This is a genomic window from Pseudoalteromonas sp. SD03, assembly GCF_040937955.1.
In the GTDB taxonomy this organism is placed as follows: Bacteria; Pseudomonadota; Gammaproteobacteria; order Enterobacterales; family Alteromonadaceae; genus Pseudoalteromonas; species Pseudoalteromonas tetraodonis.
In genome coordinates this window covers 259,674-285,075 of the sequence record NZ_CP162515.1, presented here as the reverse complement: position 1 = coordinate 285,075, position 25,402 = coordinate 259,674, and the positions used below count along the sequence as shown (strand labels likewise).

22 protein-coding genes are annotated in these 25,402 nt (G+C 37.3%); 10 read left to right on the top strand and 12 right to left on the bottom strand.

From position 1 onward, the window contains the following. Positions 1 to 34 precede the first annotated feature (34 nt). Positions 35 to 4,534, bottom strand: coding sequence for an EAL domain-containing protein (locus tag ABZP26_RS17725; protein WP_368485831.1), 4,500 nt, complete (start codon positions 4,532 to 4,534; stop codon positions 35 to 37). 158 nt (positions 4,535 to 4,692) lie between these two features. Between ABZP26_RS17725 and ABZP26_RS17720 the strand changes: the two genes are divergently transcribed. The 3 genes from ABZP26_RS17720 (at position 4,693) to ABZP26_RS17710 (ending at position 7,352) form a co-directional block, all read left to right on the top strand. Beyond that, on the top strand, positions 4,693 to 5,247 hold the full coding sequence (locus ABZP26_RS17720; RefSeq protein ID WP_016899612.1) for an isochorismatase family protein: 555 nt from the start codon (positions 4,693 to 4,695) through the stop codon (positions 5,245 to 5,247). Between the two features lie 130 nt (positions 5,248 to 5,377). Continuing rightward, on the top strand, positions 5,378 to 6,844 hold the full coding sequence (locus ABZP26_RS17715) for a methyl-accepting chemotaxis protein (RefSeq protein ID WP_016899613.1): 1,467 nt from the start codon (positions 5,378 to 5,380) through the stop codon (positions 6,842 to 6,844). Then, on the top strand, positions 6,828 to 7,352 hold the full coding sequence (locus tag ABZP26_RS17710) for a DUF6436 domain-containing protein (protein ID WP_016899614.1): 525 nt from the start codon (positions 6,828 to 6,830) through the stop codon (positions 7,350 to 7,352). The genes ABZP26_RS17715 and ABZP26_RS17710 overlap by 17 nt, the downstream gene beginning before the upstream one ends. A gap of 106 nt (positions 7,353 to 7,458) precedes the next feature. Here ABZP26_RS17710 and ABZP26_RS17705 read toward each other — a convergent pair whose 3' ends face one another. Then, positions 7,459 to 8,016: a TMEM165/GDT1 family protein gene (locus ABZP26_RS17705; RefSeq protein WP_016899615.1), complete on the bottom strand. Its 558-nt coding sequence runs from the start codon at positions 8,014 to 8,016 to the stop codon at positions 7,459 to 7,461. Positions 8,017 to 8,380: 364 nt separating this feature from the next. Between ABZP26_RS17705 and ABZP26_RS17700 the strand changes: the two genes are divergently transcribed. Then, positions 8,381 to 8,692 (top strand): hypothetical protein, encoded by a 312-nt coding sequence (locus ABZP26_RS17700; RefSeq protein WP_013463090.1) that lies wholly within the window; start codon positions 8,381 to 8,383, stop codon positions 8,690 to 8,692. 95 nt (positions 8,693 to 8,787) lie between these two features. Here the strand turns inward: ABZP26_RS17700 and ABZP26_RS17695 are convergent, their stop codons facing one another. The 3 genes from ABZP26_RS17695 to ABZP26_RS17685 form a co-directional block, all read right to left on the bottom strand. Next, positions 8,788 to 10,413, bottom strand: a complete 1,626-nt coding sequence (locus ABZP26_RS17695; protein WP_016899616.1) for a methyl-accepting chemotaxis protein — start codon at positions 10,411 to 10,413, stop codon at positions 8,788 to 8,790. 433 nt (positions 10,414 to 10,846) lie between these two features. Next, positions 10,847 to 11,635: a toll/interleukin-1 receptor domain-containing protein gene (locus ABZP26_RS17690; RefSeq protein WP_368485830.1), complete on the bottom strand. Its 789-nt coding sequence runs from the start codon at positions 11,633 to 11,635 to the stop codon at positions 10,847 to 10,849. An 18-nt stretch (positions 11,636 to 11,653) separates the two neighbouring features. After that, entirely contained in the window at positions 11,654 to 12,652 is a 999-nt protein-coding gene (locus ABZP26_RS17685; protein WP_368485829.1) for a TIR domain-containing protein, read from the bottom strand. Positions 12,653 to 12,972: 320 nt separating this feature from the next. Here ABZP26_RS17685 and ABZP26_RS17680 point away from each other — a divergent pair, with 320 nt between their 5' ends. Continuing rightward, the gene (locus ABZP26_RS17680) at positions 12,973 to 13,596 is read left to right on the top strand and encodes a tyrosine-type recombinase/integrase (protein ID WP_004589486.1); all 624 of its coding nucleotides are present in this window, start codon (positions 12,973 to 12,975) and stop codon (positions 13,594 to 13,596) included. 248 nt (positions 13,597 to 13,844) lie between these two features. Here the strand turns inward: ABZP26_RS17680 and ABZP26_RS17675 are convergent, their stop codons facing one another. From ABZP26_RS17675 to ABZP26_RS17645, 7 genes are all read right to left on the bottom strand, one after another. After that, entirely contained in the window at positions 13,845 to 17,045 is a 3,201-nt protein-coding gene (locus tag ABZP26_RS17675) for an efflux RND transporter permease subunit (RefSeq protein WP_004588883.1), read from the bottom strand. 11 nt (positions 17,046 to 17,056) lie between these two features. Then, positions 17,057 to 18,313 (bottom strand): efflux RND transporter periplasmic adaptor subunit, encoded by a 1,257-nt coding sequence (locus ABZP26_RS17670; RefSeq protein ID WP_002962258.1) that lies wholly within the window; start codon positions 18,311 to 18,313, stop codon positions 17,057 to 17,059. Between the two features lie 64 nt (positions 18,314 to 18,377). Next, on the bottom strand, positions 18,378 to 19,595 hold the full coding sequence (locus ABZP26_RS17665; RefSeq protein WP_008468875.1) for a TolC family protein: 1,218 nt from the start codon (positions 19,593 to 19,595) through the stop codon (positions 18,378 to 18,380). Between the two features lie 83 nt (positions 19,596 to 19,678). Continuing rightward, positions 19,679 to 20,029: a hypothetical protein gene (locus ABZP26_RS17660; protein WP_004588885.1), complete on the bottom strand. Its 351-nt coding sequence runs from the start codon at positions 20,027 to 20,029 to the stop codon at positions 19,679 to 19,681. 55 nt (positions 20,030 to 20,084) lie between these two features. After that, entirely contained in the window at positions 20,085 to 20,987 is a 903-nt protein-coding gene (locus tag ABZP26_RS17655) for a cation diffusion facilitator family transporter (RefSeq protein WP_004588886.1), read from the bottom strand. Then, the gene (locus ABZP26_RS17650; RefSeq protein ID WP_004588887.1) at positions 20,974 to 21,705 is read right to left on the bottom strand and encodes a transglutaminase family protein; all 732 of its coding nucleotides are present in this window, start codon (positions 21,703 to 21,705) and stop codon (positions 20,974 to 20,976) included. Before ABZP26_RS17650 ends, ABZP26_RS17655 begins: the two co-directional genes overlap by 14 nt. A gap of 55 nt (positions 21,706 to 21,760) precedes the next feature. Further along, positions 21,761 to 22,375, bottom strand: coding sequence for a cation transporter (locus tag ABZP26_RS17645; RefSeq protein ID WP_368485828.1), 615 nt, complete (start codon positions 22,373 to 22,375; stop codon positions 21,761 to 21,763). Between the two features lie 77 nt (positions 22,376 to 22,452). On the opposite strand from ABZP26_RS17645, the gene ABZP26_RS17640 reads away from it, so the two are divergent. From ABZP26_RS17640 to ABZP26_RS17620, 5 genes are all read left to right on the top strand, one after another. Then, positions 22,453 to 22,842: a Cd(II)/Pb(II)-responsive transcriptional regulator gene (locus ABZP26_RS17640; protein WP_004588889.1), complete on the top strand. Its 390-nt coding sequence runs from the start codon at positions 22,453 to 22,455 to the stop codon at positions 22,840 to 22,842. Between the two features lie 42 nt (positions 22,843 to 22,884). Further along, positions 22,885 to 23,262, top strand: coding sequence for a MerR family transcriptional regulator (locus ABZP26_RS17635; protein ID WP_004588890.1), 378 nt, complete (start codon positions 22,885 to 22,887; stop codon positions 23,260 to 23,262). Between the two features lie 102 nt (positions 23,263 to 23,364). Then, complete coding sequence (locus ABZP26_RS17630) at positions 23,365 to 23,766, top strand: MerC family mercury resistance protein (protein ID WP_239978102.1); 402 nt, start codon at positions 23,365 to 23,367, stop codon at positions 23,764 to 23,766. Between the two features lie 391 nt (positions 23,767 to 24,157). Next, positions 24,158 to 24,880 (top strand): hypothetical protein, encoded by a 723-nt coding sequence (locus ABZP26_RS17625; protein WP_036955027.1) that lies wholly within the window; start codon positions 24,158 to 24,160, stop codon positions 24,878 to 24,880. Further along, positions 24,880 to 25,362 (top strand): hypothetical protein, encoded by a 483-nt coding sequence (locus ABZP26_RS17620; RefSeq protein WP_036955025.1) that lies wholly within the window; start codon positions 24,880 to 24,882, stop codon positions 25,360 to 25,362. Before ABZP26_RS17625 ends, ABZP26_RS17620 begins: the two co-directional genes overlap by 1 nt. Positions 25,363 to 25,402 lie beyond the last annotated feature (40 nt).

The following is a 25,402-nucleotide window of genomic DNA, read 5'->3' as shown; positions in this document are numbered from 1 at the left end:
ACCTAAAAGCGACTTAACTAAGTCGCTTTTAGTTTCATATCAAATCAATAATTTTTTCGAAGCACTCCGGGCTCATTAAATCGTTAGCACTCATAGGGCGAGCAAGGTAATACCCTTGTAACTGATAACAGCCTATATTACGCAAGAAGTCTAGCTGCTCACGCGTTTCTACACCCTCGGCAATACAATATAACTCTAAGTTTTCAGCGAGTGAGTAAATCGTTTTAATAATAGATTCATCCCCTTTATCAATGCCAATACTATTAACAAAGCTTTGATCTATTTTTATCACATTAATTGGAAATTGACTCAAATAAGTTAACGATGAATAGCCAGTGCCAAAATCATCAAGATACAGTTTGAAACCAGCAGCCTGTAAGCTTTTTAGTTGCTTAGCCGCTTTGTATTTATCTTCTAATAGCGTGTTTTCTGTAATTTCTAAACGAAGTTGTTGTGGTTTTATCTGTGCTTTTTCTAGTATGGAGCTGAGCTGCTGCGTTATGTTGGCCTTTAAAATATGTTTTGGAGACAAATTTAACGATATGTAAAACAACGGGTTAATGTTCAAAAGTGGAGCAAGCTCAGTAATTGCACGCTGTAATGCTTGCTCAGTTAACATATCAATTAAGCCAGTCTCTTCAGCAACAGGTATAAATAAAGCGGGAGAAACCGGTTTGCCTTGGTTTTCCCAGCGCATGAGTAATTCAACCCCACTTATTGTTTTATCTAGTGTATTAACAATAGGTTGATAGTGATTAAAAAACAGATTGTCCCTAGCAGCATCTTTTAAGTCGTTTTCAAGAATAAGCTTTTGTTTAATTTGCTCATTCATTTTTTCATTAAAAAACTGAAATCCATTTCTGCCTGCTTGTTTAGCATGCATCATGGCAATATCTGCGTTACGTATGAGGGCATCGGTCGATGTTGCATCGTATGGGTACAATGCAATACCAATACTGGCTGATATATTAATAGCGAAGTCTTCAATAATAACCTTGTTAGCCAGCTCTTTGCTCATTTCGTTGAGGGTGTGTTGTAAAGAAGCCATTGAGGTAACGTTTTCAACTAACACTAAAAATTCATCACCACTTTGGCGGCCAAATGTAGCGTCATCACCTAAGTATTGGCTCACTCGCTCGGTAATATTGCACAATAGTTTGTCACCCACAGCATGGCCAAAGGAGTCATTGACGGGTTTAAATTTATCTAAATCTATAAATATTACAGCGCATTGCGAATCGTCTTTAGCGGCGCTTGTAATGGCATTTTCGATTTTTTGATTCATTAAACTACGATTAGGTAAGCCCGTTAACGCATCGTAATTAGCAAGGTAGCGTAACTCATTTTCAGCGCGTTTTTGCTCTGTTAAATCGGTAATAACAATAACATAATAACTGACTTTATCTTTTTCATTAGCAACGGCTGTGGCACTTAAATGAATAGGGTGTTTTTCAGCTTTTGTGGTCTTTACATAAGCATTTGTTCGCCAGTTTTCTTTTGGTTTAAGTGCTTTTAAAATTGTTGCAAACTCTCTACACTTAGCTTGACCAATGGCATTAATAAATAATTTTGAGGTAACAATCCCCTCTCTGCCTTCATCAGAAAACACATCCATAAAGCTGTTATTGGCTGAAAATGGCACGAGGTCTTCATCTAAAATAAGTAAAAAGTCATTTATTTGACTAAATGCTTCGCCTAATATCTTGGCTTGTTGTTCGTTTGCCAGCTGCTCGGTAATATTAGTAAAAATACCCGACACATAAAGAGGCTCTTTAGTGTCTTCATTATAAATAGTTTGCCCCAAATCATGAAACCATAACCAGTGCCCATCTTTGTGCCGTAAACGATAAGTAGCTTGCCAATGTTTTTGCTTAGTTTGGTTTGTGAAAGTATTCCATTTACTTTGTAGCCTGCGACGCTCATCAGGATGCATAATATTAAAAAAACTACTTATATCGATGCGTTCAGGTAAGTTCTCGTAGCCAAGCTCTGCGCCTCTATCTGTATTTACTGAGTTATCTGCAAAGCTATAGTTCCATACACCGCTTTTATTACTTTTTAGTGCCAGCTCAGTTTGTGTTTTAGAGTGCACAGCGGCGCGGTGAGCTTGTTCAATTGCAATTTTACGGCTTCGGTATTGCCAGAAAAATAAAAACAAAATAACAACAATAGCAATAAAATATAAAGTATATGCAATAGGAGACTGCCAAGGGGCGTAAGCTACACTAAATTTTAACTGTATGGGGTCACTTGTGATCACTCCATTTCGCTGTTGAGTAGAGACAGACAAAGTATAATCACCAGGTTGTAATTTAGTAAAAAACACCTGGTTAGATTTTAAATCGTTGTAGCTCAAAGACGAAGGGCCTGTAAGCTCAACTTTGTAGTAGGTTTTATTAATATTTTTATAATCAAAATTTGAAAACCGAACCGTTAAGCCCATATCGTCGTGCTTAAGCATTAATGGATCAGTGCTGTATTTTGAAGGGGAGTAATTAAGGGCTTGTGAAAACAAACTAATATTAGTAATTGCTAAGTTATTATTGATTTTTCGCTGTTCATTATCAAATTGCTCTGGGTCAAACATTAGCACGCCGCTACGGTTACCAAACGCTAACTCGTTGTTGTGTAATCTTAATGCTGCTAGAGCTGTAAAGTGATTGTTACTTAAGCCATCTTTTATTGTGTACGTGGTGATGTTAAGCGTATCTAAATTAAGTTGATAAAGACCGTTATCAGTACTTATCCATAAAAAGTCTTTATTATCTGCAATAAGTTTAAAAATAGAGTTAGTATTTAATGAGTTGTGTTTATCAAATACATGCACTTGCTGATATGTTTTAGCGTTTACTGCAATTAAGCCTTCTTGGGTGGTGGCTAACCACAGCAGCCCTCGCTTAGCATCGTAATAATAATTCTCTACTGTATGGTAAAGATTGTTTTTTGCTGTTTTAGATTCAAAAATAGTAATTAAAGTCGCTGTTTCTTCGTTGTATCGATAAAGCGTGTCAGAGGTACTTAACAGTAATTCGCCAGGGAAAGCCTCAGAGGGGGTATGAAACGTATATGCAAGCATGGGCGATACCTGCTCTTTTAGTCCATTAATAACTCGGTTTTCGCCTGTGTTACCATTAAATATATAAAAGTTATCATTGTTTATATAAGCAAAAGTATCGGGTGCAACTTGTGCAATGCCGAACGTATAGTCGGTATTTAACTTGTACTGAGTAATGTATTTGTTTTTTTCAAATGTTGTTGTTTCTTTATTAAAGAGATCGAGCCCGGAAAAAGTTGCTAGCCATAGGTAGTTATCGCCTTTGCCATATGCAGGGAAAATATCACCTATAGCCGATAGGCCATAGACCGCTTTGCTATCTTTAGATTGTAGATATAAGTCACTCTTTTGGGTTTCTAAGTTATACTGAACAAGCCCATCGTCAGTGCCTATCCACAGTAATTTACTATTATCTTGGTAAATAGTATTTACAATATTATTTTCAGGTAAGGTTATTTTTTTAAACTTTTTTGTTTGTGCTGCCCAAGTAAATATTCCATGTGTTCTAGAACCTAACCAAAGTAAGCCCGACTCATCAAACATAATATCGTTTATCGTGTTCTCTGTTACGTTGTAGTTACTATCTTTGAAGTTTAAAATAGGGCTAATGCTTGTGTTTTTTCTATCGAATTCAAATAACCCACTTTCTGTGGCAATAAACTCACCATACGGTGTGTTTATATAATCCCAAATATTATAGTCACTTATCAAAGTTGTTAATGCTGAAGGGTTTATATTTTTAATTTCATCAAAAGCAATCCGATACATTCCTTCAACCGTACCAATTAACAAACCGAGCTCATCATCTATGGATAAAAATTTAACATTGTTGCTATCGTTTGTAACTTCTTGAATGTCGTTAAGTGTTATTTGTTGTAGGTCGTTATTGGCAAAGCTATAAACATATAGCCCCTGATCGGCACCAATATACAATGTGTTTTGGTATAATGATAATGCTCTAATAAACATATTTTCATCGGGCAAAGATGAGATGAGTGTTAGGCCTTTTGATGTTTTACCATATCGGTAGATGTGCGAATCAATAGAAAAATAAAAATGCGCCGGTTGTTCAGCAACAGCCTGAACAGGAGAGAACTTTTCTTGATTTTGGTTTAAATGCCCTGAATATATTAGCTCTGCTTGCAAGGTATTAGGGTTAATCAAATAACTTCCTGCAAGTTGAGTATTAACCAGAATTTGGCCGTCAATTGCTTTATAAATACTATTAATGTAGTTATTTTTTAAACCCAATTCGCTCTCGTAAGGCGTGACTTGGTATCCGTCGAATCGGTATAAACCTTCAGTTGTAGCAATCCATACATAGCCCACGTCATCTTGGAGTGATTTCACTATAAAGCTTTGCGACAATTGTTCGTTGTTAGTGATACGTTGTAATTGTTCTGAATAAGTTTGTGAAGCAAAGCTATGCTGCGAGCAAACAAATAAAAACATATAAACAATAAAGAAAAACTTACTCAAAAGCACTTACCCTTACAACGAACAAGGTTGGTATTAAATATTGGCGTAATATAACATGAGTTTAATTCAAAAATTACAAAAAGCATTAAATGTAAACTGTTTGTTGTGTTTTTGTTGTTTGTTACAAGGTTAATCTAGTTATAACGTAAGGACATAGTATGAATTACGCAGGAAATATTAAAGCAGAGCACAGTATACTTTTAGTTATCGACTTACAAAGTAAGTTAGCACCAGCGATTGCTTCGTTTAATGACACGCTAGATTGTGCTTTGCAGTTAGCAAAAGCAAGTGCTATTCATCAAATTCCTTCAATAATTACAGAACATTATAAAAAAGGACTAGGTGAAAGTGATGAGAAAATAAAATCTGTGTTACCTAATGCTCGCTATTTTGAAAAAATTAACTTTAGTGCCTGTGCACAAGAGGGGTTTTTAGATACTCTTGCGCAATTAAATCGCCCACATATAGTTGTAATTGGCACTGAAGCGCACGTTTGTGTGTTACAAACATGCTTAGATTTATTACAGCAGGGTTATGCGGTCACTGTGGCAGCTGATGCAGTAGCATCAAGAAACACAGAGCACAAAGCTATTGCACTAGAACAGCTTCGTCAAGCCGGTGCTATAGTCTCTTGTGTAGAGACCATCATATTTCAATGGACAACAAAAGCAGGGACGTCTACCTTTAAACAAATACTACCAATTGTTAAGTAGCGCATTAAAAACGGTTTTAAATCAAATAATTTGTACTTTGTTTGATTTGAAATAATAAATAGCTAGCTGTTTTGAGTTTAAATATCAGCTGAACGTGTTTAAATTAGAACACAATTAATTTAAGGTTTTTATGTCTAGTGTAAGTCGGTTATTCACAATTATTTTTAGTCTTTTGTTTATTGAGTCTATAGGTATTGGTCTTTATTTTGGCACCCTGACAGAAGCATTTCTTGTCGGCTTACCGTTATGTTTGCTCCCCATTTGGCTTTTAAAAACCCAACCCGATAGCAAAATGACACCGCATGTTGTTGCGGCTGCAATTATGATGTTTTCATTTTTACATATTCAACAAGCCTATGGCCTTATTGAAGTGCATTTCGAAATATTCATTTTCTTAGCCATGCTAATAATGTTCATAGAGTGGCGAGTGTTTATTACCGCTATTGTGTTTGTAGCTATACACCATTTATCTTTTTACTATTTGCAAACACAAAATACTGGTTTTTACGTATTTGATCCAGACCGACTCGCCTTTTCAACAGTGCTTATTCACGCAGCGTATGCCATTGTGGAAGCGCTTGTAGCTGGTTTTATTGCCGTAACATTAAATCGCGAACGCCGTGCGGGTCTATCGTTAAGTTATGCCACAGAGCAAATAATGCAAGATCCAAATCAAGTTAAGCTTTCTATGCGAGCAGATGACACAACAAGCAAAGCGGTAGTTGGTTTTAATACTTTGCTTGAGTACTTATCAGATGTGATTAAGCAAGTTCAAGTTCAGTCAGACTCTTTAAAAAATAACTCTAAAGAGCTTATTCATGTTCATGATGAGTTAGCCAATAGCGCGCAGCAACGAAACGCGCAAACAGATGATATTGCTAATTCAGGCGCACAAGTTGCGCATGGTTTTAAGTTAGTTGAACAAGAAAGCGATACTTTAAAACAACAAGTTAATAGCATTACTGAATCAGCCAATGTTGCGCTGGAAGAAGTATTACAAACCGACAGAAAAAGCACCGAGCTACTCACCTTGTTAACAAACACTGAAGAGCAGTTAAGCCATTTAGTGGCCGCTGGGGATGTTATTACTAGTTTACTCAATGAAATTTCAGGCATAGCCGACCAAACTAATTTATTAGCCCTTAATGCTGCAATAGAGGCCGCACGAGCGGGTGAGCATGGCAGAGGGTTTGCTGTTGTTGCCGATGAAGTACGCTCGCTTGCAAATAGCAGCCAAGCAACAACAACCAAAATAGCGTCTACGCTTACTGATCTGGTAAATAATAGTCGCACGTCAACTCAGTCGATGAATCAATGTGTAGAATTTGTGGTTGATTTAACAAAAATAAGCGCAACGATGAAAGAGAATATTTCGTCAATGAGTGATCAAATTCAAGCGGTATCTGCCAGCACTAACTCAGTAGCTCAAGTGGTTTCCGAACAGGCTGGAAATACAGAGCAAATAGCAATGAGTACAAATCAAATGCGCCAAAATCAGTATCAAGAGACTAAAATAGTTGAGCAGTTAACGGCTAAAGTGCAGCTGATAGACGTAAGTATTGATGTATTAGAGCAAAGTATTGCAAAATTTAAGTAAGTCTCGTTATTTCACCATTAGCTTAATTTGTATATGGCTTGCTTTTGTTGTGTCGGCACTTGTTTACTTTCAGCTAGGGCAGCTAAAGCCCTTTGATGAGGGTAATATGCTTAAACAGCAAAACTGGTTTTCGCAATTTAAAAACCAAGTACTGTGGCAAAACAAAGACAGTGCTCAACTTGTGATTATTACGCAAGAAAATTGCGGCTGTACAATTCAAGCACAGCCTCATTTATCAGCCTTGCAACGCTTTGCTACAAACCAAGGTGTTGAAGTGCAAAATTTTGTATTAAATAATGAGTTAAAGTCAGTGGTCCCTGCCACACCTGCCGCCGTTTTAATTGATAAAAATGGTGAGTTTGTTTATGCAGGGCCTTTATCTGAAGGGCTGGCATGCTCTCAAGGTAGTGGCTTTGTGGAAACCGTTATTAGTAATTTACAGGCCGGATTTAACTCATCATTATTAATAGCGGATACAAAAGGCTGCTATTGTGTAAATAACGCCTAAATCATATACCCTTATATAAAAAGCGCTTACAACTAACTTGTATAAAAGTAGGTAAGCGCTTTTTATTGTTTAACGATTAAAGAGTGATTTAAACGTTATTTAATCATTATATAGTCACTAAACCATAAATACCCAACAGTACAAAAACACTGGCTGCTATCGCTCTTACGGTATTTAATGGAATTCTTTTTAGTAACGCCTTACCGGCATAAATAACAGGGACATTGGCAATTAACATGCCTAATGTAGTACCCAGCGTAACCCAAAGTACTGATTGATATTGTGCACCGAGCAACACGGTTGCAATTTGTGTTTTGTCCCCAATTTCAGCAATAAAAAATAAGATTAAGGCCACTAAAAATGCACCATAGCGGTCGTATTTATGGCTCACTTCTTCATCTTTATCTGGAATAAGTAGCCACAGCCCTACCACAATAAAGCTTATATTGACTATCCAAGGTAAGTATTCGACGGCAAAGTTTCCGCTTAGCCAATCACCAAACCATGCAGATAAACCATGATTAATAATAGTAGCAGCGAGAATGCCTAAAATAAGTGCAATTTTATTATGAAAGCGAGCAGCTAATAGTAAAGATAAAAGCTGGGTTTTATCGCCTATTTCAGCAAGGGCAACAGTGACGGTAGAGGTTAAAAAAATATCCATTAATATAATCTTCAGGCGGGAATACTAAACCAAGGCAAACAGCTATCTCCCGCCATGAGGATAGTGTCTACCTAGGTCTCGCCGATAACGCTTGCTACAACATTACAAACTTACCATGCACATGAGGTGCAATTATGTTGATAAGTTTACTCATTACTGAGCGGGCTACTCCCCTAAAAGAGCAGCGATTATTCCACAAAGTTTAAAGTAGGTAAATATATACGGGTAACTTTTAAATTTAAAAGGTGGCTTTGTGTCGTTAGTGCACAAATAAACTTGCTTTTGGCTATCAAGTTAGCTGTAATAATAAACAGAAGGAAGTTGAACAATTTGAAATTATATTCACGTGTAAAGGAATTTAAATATGCAATCAACTGTCGTTAAATCAACAATGGCAACCATTCAAAATGGAGTTATGAAAGCGGACGGAAAGTTTTGGATTACGCAAACCGACTTAAATTTTGAACCTTTTAATGAAAAATTAGGGTTAGAACCATATACAATTGCCCGTGATACAATTTTAAAAGTGGTTGAATGTAAAGGCAAAGGCGCAGGCCTTGTTCCAATAACAGCTGATGCGATAGAGGTTTTCACGCAAGATGGCAGCTCGTATCAGTTTATACTCTCAAACCCCAGTGATTGGATAAATATATTGTCAAATCAAACGAGTGCTTAAAGTAACAAGCATGCCATCAATTAATAATTTTAATTGATGGCAAATAAGGCTTTCATTTAAGGTATAACTCCTAACATGCGGCAAAATGAAAGTACCTAAACTTTAAATACATTAACTTGCCCTTGTAGCATTGCCGCAAGCTGTGCGAGTTCTTGCGATGCCTGTGCATTTTGCTGTGAGCTTTCGCTAACCGACGTGATACTCGCGCTAAACTCATTAATATTACTGCTTAGCTCATTTGCGACCATTTTTTGCTCCTGAGTTGCGGTTGATATTTGAGTATTCATATCTGCAATTTCAGTAACTTCACGGTTAATTTCGCTGAGCACCTGCGAAGAATAATTAGCATGCTCAACACTCTCTTTAGCGCTGCTTTCAGCGTTACCCATGGCATTAACAGCTTGCTGAGCCATGCCTTGTAGTTTAGTGATCATTTCATTAATGCTAGCGGTTGCCTTTTGAGTATTGTGGGCAAGTTGCCTTACTTCATCGGCTACAACGGCAAAACCACGACCAGAATCGCCAGCTCTTGCTGCTTCAATAGCTGCATTTAGAGCTAACAAGTTAGTTTGCTCAGCAACGCTTTGAATCATCATAACAACTTGGTTTATATCATTGGTTTGTGTATTTAGATCTGTAATGAGCTGCGTATTAGTATTAACTAAAGTTGAAAGCGTATTTATTGACTCTATATTATCAGCAACAGCTTGTTGCCCTTGGCCTGCCTTAATGTCGGCACTTGTTGCCTTGTCGGAGGTTGTTTGCGCGTTTTGAGCAACTTGTTCTATTGCACTGCTCATTTGAGTAATTGCAGTTGCAATCATAGCCGATTGTTGCTCTTGCTGCGTTGCTGTACTGGCAACCTGAATACTAATAGAGTTCATTTCTTCAGCTGCAGAGGCAAGTGTCAGCGTTGCGCCTGCCATATCTTTTACTAAACCTTGGATCCGAAGTAGCATATCATTAAAGTTAGATGCGGTATCTGCAATCTCATCCTTACCTTGAACCTCAGCACGAGCTGTTAAATCAGCATTGGTCGCAATGTGCGTTATGGTATCGCGTAATGACATTAATGGATTTTGTATCGAAGAATAAATAAAGTAAGCAACAATCAGTAACAGTAAAATCAATATCGCGATTGTCACACTCATTATCAATTTTATAAATTGATAATTCTCATCAGCTTTAACTTTAAAATCACTTGCTTCTTTAAGTTGTAAATCAATTAAAGCTTGGTAGCTGGCACTCAGCGGATCAAAGAGTTGGTAAAGCTCATAAACAAATTGCTTTTGTGGGATTAGTAAAAACTCACCACTATTAATACTTACAATTAAATTATTCAAGTGCGTAAGCACAGGCTGTAGTTTACTTTCAACGTTATCTACTAAGCGCTTTTCTTCAGCTGTTAGCTGTGTGCTCAGGTAGGCTTTCCATTCATTATCAGCCGTATTTCTAGCATCATTAATATTCGCTAAAAGCGCTGATTTGGTAATAGACTCAGCACGATACTTGTGAAGTAAATCAACAATATTTACAGCGTAATTATCAGACACATGTTTAATTTGCTTAAGTGGTACGACTCGGTCGTCGTATAAACTATCAATCCCTGCTACTAACCTTCCCATTGTGTTTATTGAAAAAAACGATGTAATTAAAAAAATCATAATTGGTAGCAATGCAAGCACGGCTAAACGGGTACGCACAGAATAATTGTTTAACATAGTTATCCAAAATTACAGCAATAATAAAAAAGTATAATATGGATAAAAAATTTTACTGAATTTTTATATGAAAATTATTCAGTTTTAAAACTCTTTTGTGTTTTAAGTTAAAAAATGCCTGCCTAATTTAAAAAAGCTTTTACTCGCATAACCCAATCAATCTTTATTATTGTTACTGCAGATAGGGGGGTAGGTAATCTTGTCATTGTTTGCAAAACGCCAAGCAAATTATGTGTGATTGAACTGCGCTTAGAGCGAGAAGCAGACGGTCAGGTAAACTCGTTTTTGGACAAAAATGAGTTAGAGCTGAAGGACGGCTCTGTGCCATGAGCGGTCATTGGTAACGCCTCATTCAGAGGCAATAAAATAGCTGGTTAAAATTAGCGAGGCACGAGCAAAAACCAGCTGTTTTTTGTCCTGCTGTAATGACTTGTTAGCTGTTCGATTGCACCTTCATTAATGCTGATTTAGATGCAGGAATTAGCATAGCCAGCTGCATATATTCAGTTTGTATTGTAATGTCGCTAGCATTTCTGAATACATAGTCCTTTAAACGAAATCCTCTACCAGGCCATGCCGTTTCACCTGGGCGACTAATAACAAGGATGGTCTGGCATCCATTTTTACAAGTATATAATGTGTCATCATCTGATAGAGACATAGTAGCTTCTGAAAGGTTTTGTTTTTCATTACAAGTAGGGCAATTTGTCACCATATCTTTATCTCGGTAAGCTCGCTGTCCTTTAAAATCTAGTGCATTTTTAAAAACACTTTCTGCACTAACCAAATCATATGAGATATTGTTTTCTTTATTAAACAGGAAAACCTTTTCGGCAAGCATACTAATAATTTTTTCTAGCGAACTATGCCTATAATCGATGTAACCTGTAGTACCTAAGACCCCTTCGATTTCAGCATCATCTAAACGTAAGGGCAATATATACTCGCTATTCTCTTGGAATGCTCGTGCTTGAGCGGCTTTACGCTCGTGGTTTGTCCACTGTTTTTTAGCGTAGTTTTCTGAAATAAGCATTAAACAATATTTGGAGTCATCTCGATAAATTTTTGTCAGATGAACATACAGATCCTTTCCCCAAAGGTTAGCTTGCTCATACTCATCGTAAAAGACATTAATACCTCTAGTAACTAAATTAGAGGCTATAGCTGCCGCAATTTCCCTGTCTTCACCTGCAAAAGAAATTACCACATCGTAAGTTGGCATAAACTCTATCCTTATTTATTACCTGTCATGCTTAGCATGTACGAACTGCAGTAGTGACGTTCTACCTTGTATGTGTAAAACTTTTACCTGCATAATTACACCATCACAGTCTTCAAGCTCAAATGGCTCATCAATAGAGAAAGTTGTAGGTTGGTTTTGACCACCATTAATAGCTATATTATCTGCATATAGATATGTACGATTGCTTGTGTCTAAAATTGGGTTTAACCTGCCCTGTAGTCCTGGAATATATCCTGTGCTCATACAGATTACAGATCCTGTATTATCAGTAGAAGCTAAAACTATTTTCAGATCCTCTGCGGAATCCCATGATTGAACTATTGCCCCAGGGTAATCAGGATGGGAAACCAGAATTTGGTAACTTCGCCTTGTTGAAATCATCAACTTAGCTACTCCATCACTCTCAGATGCGGCAGACTTGGTAGTATTATTATCTGCTATAGCGACGACTGTAGCACCTTCAACTGGGTTTCCAAGTGTTGACGTTACAGTTATTTTTGAAACTGCCGGATCAATCTTTGGGATAGAGTTTGTAGTAAATAGAGACTTTCGGACACTCTCTGTTGGGACCGTCTTACCACTATTCACTAATTTTTTATGTATAATTTCAACGAATTCTTCTGGTGATTTTTTGGAGATGTCAATGTATCCAGTTGTAGGCAATACCCCAGGAATAGGAGTTTCATCAAATCGAACTGGAAGTATATATTCTTGGTTTTCTTGAAAGGCTCTGGCTTGCATGGCTTTGCGCTCATGCCCCGTCCATAATTTCTTAGAATAATCATCTGAAATAAACATAATCGTATAAAGAGCTTTATCCATATATATTTCAGTTAGATAATCATAGAGATTCTTCCCCCAAAGGTTTGCTTCTTCAAAAAGATCATAGAATACCTTTACCCCTGAGTCTTTTAATAGGTTTGCTACTTGATCCACATACTCTCGATCTTCACCTGCGAAAGATAGTGCGATTTCGAATTCCTTTGAGTTACTCATGACTCTCCTGAGACAGCTAACAATTTAATAGTGCGCTCATCGCGCATATTTCTGCCAACTTAACGCTCATTTATCTACTTTATATAGTTTTAACAAATTATCTAAGGTATTACTATCACTAAGTTTTCTAAAATTTCAGATAAATTTAAATAAACCAATATGCGCGCATCGCTCATTTTCATGAATATATGCGCAAGGAACAGTTTAACAAATCAATTAACGACGATATTTAGCCAATATCAATGACCGCTTCTCGCTCATACCCGAATTCTTTTGTAGCGAGCTAAGCTTAAAACTCCATAAACACCGGAGTACAACTAATGCACCAGTTAACTATATATCAGCCTAAAGAGCCTTGGAATAAAAATAAGCTTGTAGGACAAAAGTTACCTCTAAAATTACAGCAAATATGGGCTATCCGAATACGACTGGAACTTTTTCATAAAATAAGAGATCTAGCACTATTTAACCTAGCCATAGATAGCAAACTAAGAGGGTGTGATTTAGTTTCACTAAAAGTTAATGACATTGCACATGGTAAAGCAATCCAATCACGGGCAATAGTCGTTCAAAAAAAGACTGGTATGCCTGTTCAATTTGAAATTACTGGAAATACAAGGAAATCAATTGTGGCGCTCATAGAGCAATTTACTCTCAATTCTTATGATTACTTGTTTAAGTCACGAATTCATTCCTCTGAACACCTTTCAACCCGTCAATATGGACGTATAGTTGACTCTTGGGTCACCTCAATTGGGTTAGATAAGACTCAATATGGCACTCATTCAATGAGACGTACCAAACCATCACTAATTTACAAAAAAACTAAAAATTTAAGAGCCTGTCAGCTTCTACTTGGCCATAGAAAACTAGAGAGCACTGTCAGGTACTTGGGAATAGAAGTTGATGATGCGTTAGAAGTATCAGAACAGATCGATGCTTAAATTTGAACCTAAGCCAGACTCGAAGTTAGAGTCTGGCACGTGCCATAATCCGACCTTGAGACACATAGAGATTAAGACTGCAAAGATACGAAAGCGGAAGTTAGCTTTGGCCTGTTTAACGACAAATATTCCGACAAAGCAGTCATGACTATTAGTTTATTGTTAAATCTAATCTTTCTTTTCGTTCATCTACTCAATAACCCCACGCTAAACGTGACTTTAGCGTGGGGTTAGAGTTCACAGTAATTTTATCTGGATAGCTCTTTTATTTTTTTCTCTGAAAACCAGCGATATAAAACAGGTAAAACAAATAATGTTAACAGTGTTGCAGTTACCAAGCCGCCAACAATAACACTCGCTAATGGGCGCTGTATTTCTGCACCAACACCATTAGACATTAACATCGGTATCAAACCTAAAGCTGATGTTATAGCAGTCATAAGTACAGGTCTTAATCTTGAAGTAGCGCCTTCAAAAACGGCTTTAGATGCTTCTAGACCGTCTTTAATACGTTGGTTGATACTTTCTACCATAACGACCCCATTCAATACCGCTACACCAAATAAGGTAATAAAGCCAACGGAGCTTGGTACAGACAAGTATTGTCCAGATAAATATAAGGAGAAAACTCCGCCAATTACAGCAAGCGGCACGTTGACCAATATCAGCATAGCTTGACCAACAGAACCAAAGGCAAAGTAAAGTAGTAGTGCGATTAGTGCTAACGATAAAGGTACAACTATAGCTAACCTATTTTGAGCACGTTTTTGACTTTCGAACTGGCCGCCAATCGAAACAGAATAACCTGAAGGTAAGTCAACCTTTTCAGCAATTACCGTTCTGATATCGGCAACCACGCTTCCCATATCTCGATTTTGTACATTTGCTTGGATAACGACTCTTCGTTGTACATCATCGCGTCTAACTTGTGGTGGGCCTGACTCAAATGAGACTGAGGCTACGTCACCCAGCCGCACCCAAGCACCAGTAGGTGATTGAAGCCGAATATCAGCAATAGCTTCTTTGTTACTTCGGTACTCTTCCTCTATGCGAACGTAAATATCATAACGTTCATTACCATTGATTATTTGTCCGGCTTCAACACCACCAATACCATCACGCACAACCTCCATTATGTCACTCACAGACAATCCAAAGCGTGATAGTTCTTGCCTGTTAGGACTTATCACCAATTGCGCTTCACCAGCAATTTGCTCCAATGCAACATCCCTTGCACCTTCAATGTTTTTAATTGCTGTTTCTATTTCTTGACCTTTAGCCGCCAGTACCTCAAGTTCAGGCCCAAACAACTTTATCGCCAACTGAGCCTTAACACCAGATAGTAGCTCATCGACACGAGTCGCAATAGGTTGAGAAAAGTTGAGTAGCAACCCAGGGAATTCTTCTAAAGATCTCTCCATTTTTCCTTGAAGTTCATATCGATTAGATGCACTGGTCCACTCAGAAACAGGCTTCAACCCTATGTAAATTTCGATGTTATTCACAGGCTCTGGGTCTCCACCTATTTCTGCTCGACCAATTCGGCTTAATGCATAGGTTACTTCAGGGAAAGCCATTAGTTTTTCTTCTAGAATTGGTGCCACAGTGAGCGCGGTATCTAAACTGGAAGAAGGTGCAAGCGTTGCTCTTAAGTTTATCGTCCCTTCTTCTAACTCAGGTACAAATTCAGTACCAATTAATGGAACTAATGCAAAGGCAGAGAAAACTAATATAAGTGCGGCTGAAATGACTAATTTGGTGCGTTTTAGTGCGAATGTAAGCCCTTTTCTGTAGAGTTTGTCTAATGGCCTAAGAACAAAGCTTTCCCTCTCTTTTACACCTGACTTAAATAAATAAGTAGCTAAAGCGGGTACAACAAACAACGCAACCACAATAGCAGATATAACAGCTAAAATGATGCTTATTGCCATAGGTTGAAATAACTTTGCCTCAACACCTTCAAAGCTAAATAAAGGCGTAAATACGACTAAAATAATAGAAGCTGCAAAAAATACGGGACGAGCCACTTCTTTACCCGCATTTTGAAGACGTAACTTAATACCATGCTCATCTTGTTCTACATCATGTGGATCAGTATCAGCACTAGGCACTCTTTCTTTTACAGTTTTTAAATGGGTAGAGTCTGGTCTATTTAAATGCTTAAACATGTTTTCAACCATCACGACTGAACCATCAACTAGCATACCAATGGCTACGGCAATGCCACCCAATGACATAAGGTTTGCAGAAATGCCCCACCAAGCCATGATCATTAACGCGATACCAATTGAAATTGGAATAGATATTAGGACAAGGAAGGTTGCACGTATATTCATTAAAAATAGTGCTAATACAATACAGATGAAAATAAATGCTAGTAATAGTGCATCAACTACTGTATCAACGGCTTTTTCAATCAAATCAGCCTGATCATAAAATGGTTCAAAGCGAACACCTTTAGGCAATGCTTGATTAATCAATGGGATTCTTGCATTGATACCATCAATGGTGGCTTTAGTATTAGACCCCATGCGTTTTAAGACAATGCCAGAGACAACTTCACCTAAATTTTCGACTTTACCGTCTTCGGTTTTGCGCGTCATTGTGACAGCACCTTGACGAATTTCACTGCCCATTTCAACTTTAGCAATATCCGAAACCGTCACAACTGTCCCATCAACTGTTTTGACGGGAACTTGTTTGATATTACTAATACCAGCGTCACCACTTTCAAACCAACCTGCACCTCTAATAACAAGCTGCTCTTGCCCACGGTTCATATACCATCCGCCAACATTGGCATTGTTGTTATCTAGGGCACCAACAACGTCTTCTTGCGTTAGGTTATAAGAAAGAAGCTTAGATGGATCTACATTTACTTGGTACTGCCTAACAATACCTCCAAAGGAGAGTACATCAGTAACACCATCGACAGGCATAACGAGTAATTTTACTACCCAATCATTGAGACTCCTGAGTGCCATAGCATCATAGCCTGCATCTTTATCTGAAATAAGAAGGTACTGAAATACTTGGCCTAGCCCTGAGGTGTTTGGCCCCATTTCGGGTGTGCCGACACCTTCTGGTATCAGTTCTTTTGCGGCTTGAAGACGCTCAAATACAAGTTGTCTTGCAAAGTAAATGTCGGTGCCTTCTTTGAAAACAACCGTGACGCCAGACAAGCCTGTTTTAGAAATTGAGCGCACTTGTTCTACATCAGGTAAGGCATACATGACCGCTTCAATGGGGTACGTAATGAGTTGTTCAACTTCTTCAGCAGCTAGTCCTGGCGCTTCAGTATTTACAGCAACTTGAACATTAGTAACATCAGGAAAGGCATCTAAATTTAGTTTTGGTATAACCATAATTGCGCCGACAATTGTGGCAAACAGCGCAATCAAAATCAGGAGTCTATTATTAACAGACCAATCTATTATTTTATTAAACATAGTCTTGCTCCTTAGTGGTTATGCGGATCAAATCCGCCTTTAGCGATTTCAGAAGCAACAAAAAATGCGCCTTTGGTTACAATTCGCGTCCCACTATCAAGGCCAATGATTTCCCTAAAATCACCTAAGGCTCGGCCTAGTTCTACTTCTACAGCTTTAAATTCTCCAGGGTGGTCTTCGACAAATACGGTCCAATCACCATCTGCGCTGCGGATCAATGCTTCTTCTGGCACAGCCATCACTTTCTGCTTTGTGGCAAACTGAAAGTAAACTTTTACAAACATACCTGAATGAAGGTTATCATCAGCATTCTGTACCCCCAATCTAATAATTCTTGTACGAGTTACGGGATCAATTGTATGGGCTTCTTGGATAACTTTGGCATTGTAACTCTGGCCTTCTAATTTAAGTACCGCAGGAGAATCAATTGATAAATTTAGCTTTTTATTTGGAGAAACTTTTGCTTCAACCCATAGTTGTTTTTCATCAGCTAACAACATGACTGAATCCCCAGCATCAACACGTTGCCCTTGGATAAAGTCGTCTTGAAGCACGACACCTTCACGGTGCGCCGTTAATGCATATTGTCCAAATGCTTTAATGTCTTTGTTAGAAATACCATTTATTGCTTTTTCAGTTAACCCTAAAGCAATGAGCTTGCCATAGCTCGCATTGTATGTTGTTTCAGCTTGTAATAATCGACTTTCACTCACCGTCTTATTACCCAGCTTTTTTACACGTTGCCATTCGGTTGAAGCGATTAAATAGTCAGCTTGTGCTTGTGCCATTGCTTCACTAAATAATGTAACTAACTTCTGACCTATTTCTACATACTCGCCAAGCGCTGCATGGCGACTGATAATGACTGACTCTGTACGTGGTGATACCACATAACTTTTATAGCCATTAGCTTTTATTTCGCCAGGTGCATATACGGAGCTAAATTGATATTCAGGCTTAACACTTTCCACTTTAATGTTAGCAAGCGACATCTTCTTTGGATCAATAGTGATACCTTCTTCATGTCCTTCTTCTCCCTCTTTATTACCACCTTCATGGCCGTGCTCGTCATGGTCACCTTTATCTTCTTCATGTCCCTTTTCGTGTTCATGCTCATCTTGATGTTCTTTTTCTTCTTGTTTCGAAACGTTTGTGACAGAACCAGTTCCATCTGACGACTGTGCAAAAGCATCATGATTTGTAGTAAACCCAACTAACAGGCAGCTAATTACTACGGCTAAAAATTTTTTACTAATTACTGTATTCATTTTTGTAACCTATATTTTTAATAAATTTAAGATTTCGTTTTTCGCTACTGAAAAAACAAAGCGCTCAAATCTCAAATTTGGATAACTGACCCATACTTAAAATGAAGGATATTTCTGCAAGCTTGAATTGATTTTCCAAACGTATTCCTGCATGAAGCCCTTCCGCACGTTGATTTAATGCAAGTAAGTAGTCAGAAGTATTAATGTCACCAGCTTCCCAGCGCTTATTTAATAAGTTTTCGCTGCTATCTAATCTGCCTTTTGTCAGTTTTTGCCATTGCTCATAATATTTTTTACTGACAATAAGCGATTCATAATTAGCTTTTGCTTCAAATGACTGCTTTCGATAAACCGACCGAAAGTTAGCCTCTGCTGCAATTGCTTCTGAATAAGCGGCTTTAACAGTATCTGAATAGTTATTTCTGATATTTAAAGGCATTGAGAAAGTCACGCCAATCAAGTCTTCATCTCCACTTTTCCCTGCGTTAACTCCAATGGTTGGATTGGCTTTAGATTCCATAGTGGTTAGTTGAGCTTTAGATTGTTTTATCTTCCATTGCGCTCTAGCGAGTTTAACTTTTGGATGTTCCTCAACCCACTGAGAGTTAAATGAATAGTTTGTTGCTCCAAAAGTAAATGAAAACAAATTGGTAGTATTAGGCGTCCAATCAGGCAATAACTCCTGAACATTTACCTCTGCATTTTTCAAAGCAATTTGCGACTCAGATATTTCACTGAAAACTTGGGACAAGTTTAAATAAACCAGTTCAGCGTCAAGTGGCTCTAAAAGTCCTGCTTTTCGCTTATCTTCAATAATTCCAACGAGCGTTTGTAATTGATTTTCTCTTACTGAAAGTAACTGAGCCACCTTTTTTGCTGCTTGCCAATTAACTATTGCAGTTAAAGCGTTAGCCTTTTTAGAATCGAGTAGAGATAACAATTGTTGCTGGTTTGCATAAACACCAATTTCACCAATGCTTTTATTTGCTGATTGCTTATCCCAAAAATCAATCGTTTGACTGATACCAATAGAATAATTATCAAAATCACCCTCTTTTTCATAGCTTGCTTCAAGCTCTGGGTTATATACGGCTTTAGTTAAGCTCTTGGCTCTATGATTACTTGCATTAAGTAACTCTTTAGCCGCAACAACTTCGGGATCTTTATTTATTTGACTATCTAGCCATGAAATACTTTTCTGTTTGGCATAAGTGGCAACTGAAAAACTCACAGCCATACATAAAGACAGGACTAAACCTGCATTTTTTAAATATATATACATAAAAATTCTTAATTTTAAAATTAATAAACACGAAACCTTTATCCATTATTAAAGGATAAATAGGTCATTAAAAATTAATCTAATTAAGAAATGGGCGGACGAAGTATCGCTTCAAGAAAGGTACTTGTTTGATCAATTTGATAAGGCGTTTTATTGATAATGTTTAGTTTGCCCGTGGTATTTGAATTACTGACTAAAATCCAAGATAAGTGGCTGCCACTGCAATGTCCGCAGTGATGACAATCTTTTTCATTATGCTGCTCATCACCTACATTATCATTTGAGACATTTCGATCATCTGCATGATCATGTTGAATTTGAAGGTGCTCTATATCTATTTGGTGATTCTCAGGTGTTGCGGATACAACAGCAGTTAACGATTGCAAAACAATCGAAACGACTAATAGTATTTTTAACGCAACATTGAATTTCAAAATAAACACCTACTTAAATATGAAAAATTATAATATCAAAAAAAGGTTTTCTAAACTAGCCATGCGCATGTTTTTCATGCTCGTCACGGCAAGTTTCTTGAGGAAACTCAAACTCAATGGTTGTATGAGATAAATTATAAGAAGAAAGTTCCTTAGCCACTTGTTGTTTTAGCCTAATTAATTTATCAACCTCAAAGTTATGGGCTAACTCTAGGTGAGCAGTTAATACGTGACTTTCCCCGTCTAATGACCAAAAGTGCATATGATGAATCCCATTAATTTCAGGTATAGCCTTTATCGCTTTTTCAATATTATTCTGCACTTCTTCATCAGGTGTAGCTTGAAGAAATAGTGCCAATGTTGTTTTCAGGTTTTTCAAAACGTTAAACAATATAAACAGTGTAAAGCCTATAGAAAGCAAAGGATCTAATATTGGTAGATCTACAAAAAGCAGCACGATAGAAACAATTAGGACTGCAACCCAGCCAAGTACGTCTTCAAGCAAATGCCACGTAAGTACTTTTTCGTTCAGCGTTTTACCCGCTTTTAGTTTAAATACTGCATACCCATTAACAGCAACCCCAAGTAATGCAAGACCCAACATTCCTTCAGCCATTGGCATTTCAGGATTAGATAATCTTGGTATTGCTTCAAATAGCACCCAGACAGAACCAATAACTAATACAATACTGTTAATTAATGCGCCAAACAGGGTAAGACGACGATAGCCATAGCTAAATCTATCGGATGCTTCTTTATCCGAGAAACGACTCAGTATCCAAGCGAATCCTATAGATAAACTGTCACCCAGGTCATGTACAGCATCAGCCATAATAGCGGTACTGTTGGTTAGCCAACCACCAATAAATTCGATAATAGTAAATGAAACATTAAGGAAAAATGTCCAACCTATACGGTCGTCTTTTCCATGCGAATGGCTATGGCTATGATTGTGCATTTTCCACCTCAAGAACTTTTAAATTTCTTACATTGACTACGTTAAAATTGATAAAGTGACGGATCACTCGTTGATACATCCAACGTTTGATTCCTGATAAGTTAGTTCCTTTTTCGAGATAAAACTCATCAGGGGAATTATAAACACCAAAATCATCATGAATACCTTCTTTTTGTATATAGGTATCTTGACCACGCCAATCTGTATCTGGCGAAGAGAAACACTTTGTTGCAACACCATAACCACAAAATTCGTTTTTTATTTGACTAAATTTGTGCTGTAGTGAACTTAAATATTGTTCATCTAATATAAAGCCTTCTAAGTTTATCCAACGATCCTTGAAATAAACTTCAATCCAACTATGAATGATATATTTAGGTGCTAACCAAAATACATAAGTTGGAATAGCTCCTTTTTGTAATCGCTGCTCAATAGTAAAGCCGTGAAAACGACATTGAATACCTAATCCTCGTAACAAAGCCATCAGCAAGTTACCCTTGGTATTGCATTGTCCGTAACCATCGGCTAAAACACTGCTTGCTGAAATATCATCACTCTCATTGTAACCAAATAATATTTCATCTTTAACAAATTGGTAGGCTGCACCAATTTTGTTGAAGTCATCGAGTTCTTGCCAATTACGCTCAGAAATTAATGATTGAATTGTAGAGTGTTCAAAATTTACTATCTTGGTTTTTTCTAGATATTTGCTATTCATTGATGTTTCCTTACTTTGAACAACCAAAGGTTGATTGTTTATCTTCATTTGGTGTTTAACGTGTTTTCTCAGCAACAGCTAATTCTTGTTTAGCATCGCTTAGTATTCGGTAAGCGCCTCGAAGAATTAACATTGAAATGATGCTACCAATGACGATATCAGGCCAACGCTGTTTCAGCACCATAACGAGTATGCCTGCGATAACGACACCAAGATTTGCAATTACATCATTCGCTGAAAATATCCAGCTAGCTCTGATATGTACTTCATCGTTGTTGTGCTTTCGAATAAGGATGAGACAAATCACATTTGCAACTAAAGCAACCATGCCTACGCCAATCATAAACCAAGAGTGAGGCTCACTTTCACCATACAGCCTTCTAGCAATATCCATTAGAATTAGCACGCCTAACCCCAGTTGGAAATAGCCACTCACTAAAGCAGCATTAGCCTTATGTTGGATTGACTTTCCCACCGCGTATAGTGCAATTGCATAGACGATTGCATCCGCTAGCATGTCTAACGAATCTGCAATTAAAGCCGTTGATTCTGATAACCAACCAAAGCCAATTTCAAAAACAAACATCGAGGCATTGATAGCCAGAAGCCAATAAAGCACCGTTTTTTGCTGGTTATCTTTTAGCTCAACTTCACACCCACAATCGCTCATTTTCATCTCCGATTAACTTGTATGCTCTAACTATAAATCCTATAGTGACTATAGGGTCAAGTTTATTTGGAAATTTTATGAAAATTGGTGAGTTATCGAAAACATCGGGGTATTCAGTACAAACCATCCGATATTATGAAAAGGAGGGCTTGCTGTCAGATCCTGATCGCACTGAAGGGAATTTCAGGTTGTATTCTAATAAGGCATTTAAAGAGCTAGAGTTCGTAAAGCATTGTCGAAGTTTAGATATTCCGCTTAATGATATTAAGCGACTCATTGAATTAAAAAACAAGCCAGAGGAGAGTTGCTCTAGTGTAAATGCATTAATTGATCGGCAACTAACTTTAGTTAATCAACGAATGAAGGAATTGAATGCACTCAAAAAAGAGTTAAAACTAATGGCAAGCTCTTGCGGGTCTGACGGTACAATTGAAGTCTGTGGCATTATCAAGTCATTAGATAGTTGAACTAAATATAACTTTAGATTAGTAGTATTCACAAAGGCAATAATGAAAACCATTGGCAAATTAGCACAATCATTAAATTTAAATGTAGAAACCATTCGTTTTTATGAACGAGAAGGACTGATTACACAACCTGAAAAACCAATATCTGGTTATAGACAATATGACGAATCAATAGCAGGACAACTTAGGTTTATCACAAAAGCCAAAGCGCTCGGCTTTACGTTAAGAGAAATAAAATCGCTAATGTCTATGGACAGCAACTGCGCTCAAGTTGAGCTATTAAACCGACAAAAGTTAGCAATCATTCGAGACAAAATTAATGACCTTCAACGTTTAGAGAAAGTAATTGTGGGTATGACAAATACCTGTATGCAAAACGAAGATCCAACACATTGCCCCATAATTGACTCATTAAAATGATTGACTCCGTACTTGTATACGGAGTTTAGAATGATGGTAATATCAACCAATAGACTTTCAAATGATAAATAAAATATTAGACAGAGTAGGCTCTAGTGGCGTTTGGCTAGCGGCACGGCCTGCCTCCCTGCATTAAGGTCACTTGCATCGGCATTAGGACTAGGCTTCTTCTCTCACTTCGAAGGAATAGCTGTAAATACGCTTTTACCTATTTTTGCATCTTTGGAACTATTGGTAAACTTATACAACTGGCACAAAAATAAAAACCATACCAGAGCTGTCTTCAGCATTCTAGGGCCTGTAGCAGTGCTATTAACGCTTTATCCTCTTTGGCTATATGATTGGAGCACATACCTATTTTACTTTGGTATTTGCTTAATGGTCGTTATGTCGGTTTTGGATATCGTAAAACCAGTAAGGGAGCAAACATGCAACGTATGGCTAATTGCCGTCGTTGAAACGATTAACGGTCAATGTCTGCTTTTCGCTCAAAGCTGCCCTTAGAGCATTTACGTTAACTCGTTTTGGGGCAGAAACGAGTTTGGACTTTCCAGCTTTCACTTGACATCGGCTTATAATCTTAAAGTACAAAATGGGAGTAAACTTCCGTTTCTAGTGCTTCAAAGGTAGTTATCGAAATATATTCTGTTTCTTGAAAACGTTAACCTAGATAGCTATATAAACAACTTTTCAGGGTCTTATTTCAGCGAAAACCGGACGATCACCTTTTTATACCAAATGCATTTAAGATTTCCCTGACTTGAACTAACTACTGTATTGGAAATAGCAATTTGGCTCCTATATAAGGAATAATATGAGTATCGTGAGATAAGATTTACTTAGCTACTTTATGTTAATGTAAATAAGGTAATAATTAACTTTTAAGGTTGAAGTAATGGAATATAACAATCTATCCAAGCTTGTAAAAAAAGTTCTCAAAACAGATCAAAGTGGTAATACAACAATGCCCTCAAGACGCGAAATGACAAGCAAAATTTTTGCGTTTATTATGCTTATTCCTGGAATTACCAGCATTGTGATGACAGTAACAAGCGAAGGAGGGGAAAGTATTTTCTTCGCGATTTCTGCAAGCTTCTTTTTAAGTATATCTATATTGCTTTTTGGTCGAAAGAGCCGCTTAGAGTTTAACGGGACAGAAAAACAGCTTAATTTAAAAACCGCATTATGGGGTTACTTTCAAAGAAGTAAAGTTATTACATCGTTTGATACACTATCAATTGAATTAAGTAGTATAGGCGCGCAAGGCCCTTATCAAATTAAGTTTGTTGATCAGTTATATGAATTTAAACAGTATACAGATGCTAAAATGTTCATTTCGTTTTTATATAAAAAATATAATATTATTGCTGCTGAAACCATATCGGATTGGCCAAATAAAACGCCGATAAGGTTTGCTCAAAGCGAATTAGATATTTCACCACAAATTGCTCATGATAGCACTAAAGCTAATTCAAACTCTCATCTGAAAGATGTAGATTTTAATAGAGAGGATCTTGTTTTCATTGAAATATGGGATCGCAAATCGCTAATAAAACTATCCCTGCCATTTTTTGTTTTTACAGCCATTGCCGGCTTAGTTAAATACGGAGTGCTGTAATGTATTTTAAAGAACTATCTAGTGAGCTAGCTATTTATCGACAACCAAGGTTAACTAGATTATTGCTAGTTTTGTTGTGTGGTTTCTTTTTATTTATCGGACTAATTAATGTGTTTAATTCTGATGAAGCAAAATCATTACCAATATGGGTATCTGGGTTTATATGCTGGTTAGGGTGGAGTGGCTCGTTTGGTGGCTATGTATGTCGTTTTGATCTCGCAAAACAAACCTTGGAATTAAAGTCTAGTAGTTTATATACTATTTTTAAACGTGTTTATAAATTATCAGATATTAAAGGTTTTAAAGCTATACCAAGAAAAGGCTACACACATAACTATAGATTATATGCAGTGTTAACTGATAATACTCATGTTGCTTTCGCAAGCTACAAAGGACGAGGATTTGCAGTTAAGGAGTGTATAAAAATGGCTGACTTTGTCAGTAAGCCTTATCAAATCAATATTGATACAGCTCCATTATAATTTTATGAGAACTAAGTAGCGCGGATTAACATATTTTTTA